Source organism: Paramuribaculum intestinale (assembly GCF_003024925.1).
Lineage (GTDB): Bacteria > Bacteroidota > Bacteroidia > Bacteroidales > Muribaculaceae > Paramuribaculum > Paramuribaculum intestinale.
On sequence record NZ_PUED01000220.1, the window covers coordinates 1 to 3,474 of the forward strand.

At 46.3% G+C, this 3,474-nt stretch carries 4 protein-coding genes and 1 tRNA gene; 3 read left to right on the forward strand and 2 right to left on the reverse strand.

Going from position 1 to position 3,474, the window contains the following annotated elements:
• The 3 genes from C5O24_RS14350 to C5O24_RS11815 form a co-directional block, all read left to right on the forward strand.
• Positions 1-269: hypothetical protein (locus C5O24_RS14350; protein WP_205961109.1), on the forward strand; the 269-nt coding region annotated here is incomplete at its 5' end.
• 39 nt (positions 270-308) lie between these two features.
• Positions 309-1,016, forward strand: coding sequence for a hypothetical protein (locus C5O24_RS11810; protein WP_107681880.1), 708 nt, complete (start codon positions 309-311; stop codon positions 1,014-1,016).
• A gap of 16 nt (positions 1,017-1,032) precedes the next feature.
• Positions 1,033-1,587, forward strand: coding sequence for a hypothetical protein (locus tag C5O24_RS11815; protein ID WP_107681881.1), 555 nt, complete (start codon positions 1,033-1,035; stop codon positions 1,585-1,587).
• A 156-nt stretch (positions 1,588-1,743) separates the two neighbouring features.
• Here the strand turns inward: C5O24_RS11815 and C5O24_RS11820 are convergent.
• Together C5O24_RS11820 and C5O24_RS11825 are read right to left on the reverse strand one after the other, a co-directional pair.
• A tRNA-Ser gene (locus tag C5O24_RS11820) sits at positions 1,744-1,830 on the reverse strand.
• Between the two features lie 164 nt (positions 1,831-1,994).
• Positions 1,995-3,287, reverse strand: a complete 1,293-nt coding sequence (locus C5O24_RS11825) for an NAD(P)-dependent oxidoreductase (protein WP_107037024.1) — start codon at positions 3,285-3,287, stop codon at positions 1,995-1,997.
• Positions 3,288-3,474: the final 187 nt, after the last annotated feature.

The following is a 3,474-nucleotide window of genomic DNA, read 5'->3' on the forward strand; positions in this document are numbered from 1 at the left end:
TCATAATGGAGAGGAGTTCAGTAAAAATATCCTTGCTCAAAATAGGGTTGTCTAATGTTAGGCTACCCCAGACACATCTTGCCTTTCATAATCCTTGTACTGTTGAAGTCAAGAAGCCCGTTTTGAAGCAAGAGAATGGTTTCAATTTCTGTCTTGAGAATGGGAAGTCTTTATTGCTTGAGAAAGATGGAACAAAGTCTTTTGAAGTCATCCCAACAAGGACTCCGGATAATATTATCCTTGAAAATAACAAGAATACACTCCTTTAAACAGGTTCAACAATCAAACAAGAAAATAACAACATCAATATGGAAGATAAAGACTTAAAAATAAGTGAACTTATTCCCACTCTTCAACTTGACGGAAACGAAATCATCCCTTTTGCCAAAGATAATGCTAATGGCAGTTTTCTTGTATCTCTGCTAAAAGCATTTGTAACCGAAGATGTTGCCCCAAAATCAGCATTGAATGGGAAACAGAACAAACTGACACCCGGTTACGGCATCGAGATTACAGCAGAAAACGAAATACGGACGAAACTTGATGTATCTCCGTTTGAAATCGTTGATGAACTTCCAACATCTGACATCAAGAATAAAATCTATTGCGTACCAGACCCCGATGGAGAAGTCGGCAAGAATGAATATATTGAGTATCTTTGGCTTGGCGACCATTGGGAAATCGTTGGCAAATTTATGCCCAAGGTTGACCTCACGCCTTATCTAAAAGCTGCGGATGCTGAAAGGATATATGCAAAAATCTCGGATATTCCTGATGTTAGTGGTTTCATTACAACCCAGACATTCAATCTTCTGATTGCGCGTGTGGCCCAGTTGGAAACAAAAATGACTTCGGTTAATACGAAGCTCTCCTCAATTCCTGAAATCCCGGCTAATGACCAGTGCGCCTATGCAATGCAGAATGGTCAGTGGTCAGAGATTGCCGGAGCTAATGAGGCCGTGGTAACAATGACTACGGAGGAAGATACTTCATCTGTTCAGACTTCCAGCGATTAAACAATTACCCTCTAATATGAAATCCAAGTTTGTTATCTTCCTTATGGCAATTTTGTTCATAGGGATGTCGGGATGTCGAAGTCAACGTTATATCCCGGTGGAATCATCCAAGACTGATAGTATTTCACAAAATTCAGAGATTTTGATGCAGCGTGTTCAGAATCTTCTGAATGAAATCCGAGTGTTGGAACAAAGACGTGATAGCATCTCTGCCCGTGATAGTGTCGCAGTCAGGGATAGCATTGTGCTTCATATTAACGAAGCTGGGGATATAATTTCTAAGGAGCGATACCGCGACCGGATACAGAAAAGCGACCGAACGACTACAACGGAAAATAATAAAACAACAGAAATTACTCGTCAATATATCGATAGCCTACTGACAGCACAAAAAACGGAACTGATGGCCCTGATAGAAGAATCCAATCAAATGCCTATGCCGGTTGAAAGACAGTTGTCAAAATGGGAACAGGTCAAGCAAGAAGTCGGAGGTATTTCTATTGGCATCCTTGTTGTGGTCATAGTGATTGCTGTGATATGGCTAATCAAGAAAATAAAGAATCAAAGATAATGGCAAACTTTTCTCATTTTGGTTTATTTTGATTCAGGCTCGTTGGGAAACGCACCTGAAAGAAACAAGAAAACGCCCCAAAAAGGACGTTTTCTTTGTTTCTGCCCCACTTTCTGCCCCACTATTTTGCAAGTGGTTGATTTTCAGTAAGGGTTGCGGAAAGACAGGGATTCGAACCCTGGGTACCCGTAAGGGTACAACGGTTTTCGAGACCGTCCCGATCGACCACTCCGGCATCTTTCCTTCTGCGGTTTTGCGGTGCAAAGTTATGTCTTTTTTTTGACATGCGCAATGTTTTTTCAAAAAACATTGCGCATGTCTGTTGCCTTCAGCTCGTTGTATAGGCGTTGAATGGACGGTAATTGATTGGTTTTGATGGAAATATTACGGAGGGCGTCCTTGGGCGACTATTCTATCGTTTCCATAAGTTTCACTGCATCGATGTATCGGGCGATCCCTTCGGCGACGTTTTTGGCGTCCTGCATCGCGTGAACTACCGTAGCGGGTCGGTCGGTGACATCGCCTCCGGCAAACACGCCCTTGCGTGTGGTCATACCGTAAGGAGTGTCGCGGGTGAGTACATATCCGCGTTCGTTGACATCAATACCTTCTGTGGTGGATATAATACGTGATGCCGGCACGGATCCGATGGCCTGTATCAGCCGGTCGACGGGCATTTCATGGCGTTTGCCGTCGCTTTCGACGGTGATTGATTGCAGATGTCGGCCCTCGCCGCCTTTGACGGCCACGACAGTTGTATTCCAAAGGAATTTGACACCCTCCGCCACTGCGTCATCGTATTCGGCTCGGAGTGCCGACATGGTGTCGATATACCGGTGATATATCACTGTGACTTCTTTCGCGCCCATCCGTAGGGCAGTGCGGGCGGCATCCATCGCTGTGTTGCCGCAACCGATGATTGCTACGCGGTCGCCGTCGCCTACCACCACTTCGTCGCGCGACATATAGCCGCTTTCGTAAAGGCTTACTCGTCGCAGAAATCGGATGGCCTGTCGCACTCCCGGGTGTTCGATGCCCGGTATGTCAAGCCGTTTTGGCACGCCGGTACCGGTGCCGATGAACACGGCGTCGAAGCCGTCGGCGAATAGATCATCGACAGTGAAGTCTTTGCCGGCAGTCGTGTTGAGATGTATTTTTACGCCGAGTTTTTCGATCTTGCTGATTTCGCGGCTTACCACCTCTTTGGGCAGACGGTACTCCGGTATGCCGAATTTCAGCATGCCTCCGGGCTCGGCCTCCATTTCGAATATCTCGACGGCAAACCCTTTGCGCGACAGATCGCCGGCAATGGTCAGTCCGGCAGGACCCGAACCTATTACGGCCACCCGTCCGCGTGATTTTTCAGGAATATACTCATGACTCCATCCGGCCTCACTGTCGAAGTCGGCCAGAAAACGCTCGAGTTTTCCTATATGTATGGCCTCGCCCTTCTTACCAAGCACACAGTTGCCCTCACACTGGCGTTCGTGGCCGCAGACTCTTCCGCATACAGCCGGGAGATTGCTCCGGGCATTTATTATGGTCATGGCATTGCCGAAATTGCCTTTGGCGAGCTGTGCGATCCATTCGGGGATGTCGTTGTTTATGGGGCATCCTTTCTTGCAGCCCGGCACCTTGCAGTGGAGACAGCGTTGTGCCTCTTTGATGGCTTCGTTGAGTGTATAATCAATCGGACTCATAATCGTTCGAGTTGTTTTTATTGTGCAAAGTTACCATCTCTTTGGCATGTGGGCAATAAGCCATGGTGAAAAAAGCCTTTACTATAGTGCGGTATGCAAGAATGAAAAACTAATGTCGCTATAGCAAAAGTTATCGAAAGATGAATAGGTTGTTCTTTCAAAAAATCGATATACTCTTGTATTTAAC